Consider the following 3785-nt stretch of genomic DNA (forward strand, 5'->3'; position numbering starts at 1 on the left):
CCCGTCGGCGGCGCGGATCGCGCCGCGCTTCACTCTCAGCGCCGCGAACAGCGGCCGCTTGTCGAGCGAGTTGTCGCGCAGCGCCTGCGCCTCGAAGACCGACCAGCGCGACGTCCACGCGACCAGGATCACGAACAGCACGACGATCGCGCCGAACAGGCGCATGATCGGCACGTTCATCGCAGCGTACGCTAGCAAAGGGTGCGGTGAAGGGGCGCCAGCTTCTCGAAGCGTGCCGCCAGTCGCACACAATCCTCGCGACCTGCCGAAGCTACAGGTGAGACAAGCCGCCAACGGGCTCGAGCTTCAACGGAAAGGACGGAGATCGGATGCCGCGAAGAATTACGATACGGAGCCGACGTAATCAAGCTGGAAGGGTGCGTGCACACCGACTATTACACGAGCGCCGATTGTGTTGGACGTCGACTGTGGAGCGGGTCACGGCAGATGTCCCGGTGGTCTAAAGGCGCTCCTCCTTCTGAGGAGTAGACGGGCCATGGCACATGCGGCTCGACGATACGGTCTGTCAGACCGGCGTGCCCGTTACGTTAAAGCAAGGCTCGATGTGGGCCATACGGATCGCAGTTGCCGACGTTGCGGGGCGGTGCTAGCGTCGGTTCCGTCAGAGATGAGCGAGCGGACGTTCGCGTAGTAGATTCGCCCCCTTCTGCTCGCCCCAGGGGAATAACGAGACTGCTAGGAGAGCTCCAATGGCTCGGGCTTGTGCGCGGGGACGTGGTGTCGGGTGAAGCCATGACCGAAGCAACGGCAGTCGGGCGCTCAAGGGCGCTCGGCATCTACATGAAGCGTGTGCGATCCGCGCGAGGCCTGGATCGTGCCGCGGCAGCACGTCTGCTCGGTCGGCACAGTCGCATCGTTGCCTACCGAGAAACCGCAACGACAACGCCTCGGATCGCCGCGCTAGTTGAGTGGAGCGTTGCTCTTGGCATTAGCGTGACAGCGCTGGCAAGGGTCTATGCACGCCCGCACGACGCGATGCGTCTACAAGTACCCGATGGGGTCGCCGCTAGTCAGCCAGTCGTCAACCTCGCGGTCCATCCGGCAGAGCTTGGGGCGGCGTTGCGGAGGTTACGTACAGCGTGGGGCCTCACACAGGGACAACTGGCAGCACTGACCTGTCTCGCAGCGCCGGCGGTCAGCCGGCTTGAAGGAGGAAGGATTCGATCGCCCGAGATCGGAACTGTATATCGGCTCACGAAAGGGCTGGCCGTGGCCGATAGGCTCGCGTTCTCGCGTCACAGGGAGCTCGACCGGGATGCTCTCGCCTTGCTCTTAGCGACCTACGCTGGCGAAAAGCTCTAGGCCCATCTCAAGATGGCGGTCGGGTCGGTGGCAGACGGTAGTGATGGGCAGAACATACGCATCGAGCGGTGCTCTCGCAGCGGGGACAGCTAGGTCATAGCCCTGACGGTCTGCCAGTTTTTGTTATGTGGCCGCCCGAGTCGTTGCCAATGCCTCTTATGATTGGATGATGTAGATAGCAATGACGCCTAAAAGCGTTCGCGATAGCGAAGCGGGCACGTTTCTGCGCTAGCTGCGTTGATGTTGAGTGGGGCTTCTGTCGACATGGGGATACGCATGATACGAAGACGAAAACCTAGTCATAGGTGCCGTCGCATCCCGCACGAAGCTGTACGACGTTGAAGCGCTGCGTGCTGTGAGAACGCGCGCAGTTGCGCGTCGTCGAGTTCAGTTACTAAACCATGACACTAGTGGCGATTGTATCGCCAGTAAGGACCCATGCCTAATCTTCGCTCTTTCAAAATGATGGGGTTTAAGCAGCGCGGTATGCTCGCTTCGCTCCTCGCAATCGCCATCGGAGTTGGCGTTACCAGTTTGGTAGCGGCCGGAGATGGCCAAGCTGACGCCGGTAACGCTCTGGGGACGCTCAAGGTGGAGCAGGTGGGGCCGTTAACCTCCGGCCCGATCGACTCGCAGGCCTGGCTGACGCTTTCTGGGTATTCCGCGCTCGATGCGACACGTCGCACTGAGGGAGTGCCAACCCCCAACGGCACTGTTCAAGCAGTGCGACTGCGCCTGCCTAGCGAGGTGCGGGCGAAAGCGTTTGCTTATCAAAGCGATGACGGGGTCTGCCTCGTCGTCCAGCCTAACGACGGCTGGCAGGGCCAGACGTGCGCTGGCACGCGTTCTCAGTCACCGCCCGTCCTTGAGTCATACGATCCGAATGCGCCGCGAATTGTGGTTGGGCTCGCCCCTGATCATGTCGATCAGGTCGTTGTGCCTCTGTCCGACGGAAGGGTGGGCTTCATCAGAGTCTCCAATAACGTCTACGCCGCGGAGTTGGGGACCTCGCGTCCAGCGTCGGATAACATTGTTGATGTCCCCGGGTTTACCCGGAGATGAATTAAGATAAGGAACCTTATATGCTCAAAAGGTTGTCTGCAGTCGCCGCGATTGCTTCGTTTGCGCTGCTCACTGTCTTGGCAGGACCCGCCGCGGCTGGCCATCGGCGCTGGCTTACCGACCAGGTCTTGTGGGCCGGCGGATCGGTTAACTATTATAACACAAATGTGTACATACCATCAGGCGGCGGTGGAGTGTATGTGAAGTATGTCAACACTCAGTCGACGGGCACGGCAGCCTCGTGCTCTCAACTTTACCTCTTGCCTGATATCTATTCGACTCTTCTGGACAGCAAGTGCGGCGGATCGGGTCAGCGGGTCACGTCAGGACCTTACACCCAGCAAGGTACGTTCAGTCCTGGTATTCACAATCATTCTTCGTATCAGTCAAGATTCAATGCGAGCTATGACAACGACCTTTGATACGGAAGTAGAGTAGCGAGGTGCTTCGGGGCCGCTGTGATCAGCGGCCCCGAAGCGTACTGAGGATGTCTGGGATGGCAGGAGGTCGGGTTGACATATCGAAGCGGCCTCTGCCGCTGGGTCGACACGTAAGCTCAACGGGACGAAGAGCGGGACTAGCTAGCAGCCAGGCAGGACGGTGCGCCGGTTACGAGAAGCTAGTGCTGAGGCTCTACTCGGACTCGTCGCTGACGCGGCGACTCGGGCTCGCGACCATTTTCGAGGCTCTGTCCGTCGGATCGATGACGCGGCTCCGTGGCAATTCTCGTGTTGAGGAAGCGACGACACTCCGGCACGGGTGGTAGGTGAGCCAGGACGCGACGCCGGCGCACGGGTGAAGATCGAACAGTTCGTCGCATGGCACCGAGGACGTCCCGCGCGCACGCCAGGTCTCGGTACACAACCGATACGTTCGGCGTGTCCGGACCGCGTAGGCTTGGGATTCGACCTGTTATTAGTGGGGTCCGGAGATGCGGTCACACCTCCGGAGCCCCGTGCACTGAGAGAGGTGAGTCTCCCAATGCGCTCCAAGCGTATCCCACGTGTGCTCGTTCGCTGGCGCGCACGCCGTGCCAGCGGTTGCGCTGGCTCCCAGCCGGTTGTCGCCGTCACGGGCACGGAAGGCGTGGCATTGCGGGAAGCGGCGGTCGCTTTGCTGGTCGGCATCGGCGATGTCGCGCTCCTCCTCGGGCGCGGGCGGTGGCGCGAGGCGCGGCGGTTGCGTTGGAGATTCGACTGCCTCACACGTCTGATCGACGATCTCGGATGGTCTGGCGATGGGCATGCGACGGCGATCACGTTGTCGGGATCTGAGCTTTCGATGGTGATCTCCTGGATTTCGCGCTACAGCGACGAGGCACTGGCGGAACAGGACGAGGAGCTCCGCGCGGTCGAGCGCGAGCGCACGCGCCACGACGCCATCCGCGGCGCCAGCGCCGC

The 3785-nt window shown here is 61.6% G+C and carries 3 protein-coding genes; 2 read left to right on the top strand and 1 reads right to left on the bottom strand.

Annotation, left to right across the window (positions count from 1 at the left end; genetic code table 11):
• On the bottom strand, window positions 1-180 hold a 180-nt coding region (locus ACU436_RS42255), incomplete at its 3' end, for a hypothetical protein (RefSeq protein WP_459032812.1).
• Window positions 181-996: 816 nt separating this feature from the next.
• Here ACU436_RS42255 and ACU436_RS42260 point away from each other — a divergent pair.
• Both ACU436_RS42260 and ACU436_RS42265 read left to right on the top strand, forming a co-directional pair.
• Window positions 997-1323: a helix-turn-helix domain-containing protein gene (locus tag ACU436_RS42260; protein WP_459032814.1), complete on the top strand. Its 327-nt coding sequence runs from the start codon at window positions 997-999 to the stop codon at window positions 1321-1323.
• 2148 nt (window positions 1324-3471) lie between these two features.
• The coding region (locus ACU436_RS42265; protein ID WP_459032813.1) for a hypothetical protein at window positions 3472-3785 on the top strand (314 nt) is incomplete at its 3' end.

It is taken from the genome of Pseudonocardia wallangbongensis (genome assembly GCF_054486945.1).

Excerpts from the sequence above, each read along its gene's own strand:
- ACU436_RS42260 (WP_459032814.1), top strand. The coding sequence starts at position 997 with ATGCGTCTACAAGTACCCGATGGGGTCGCCGCTAGTCAGCCAGTCGTC.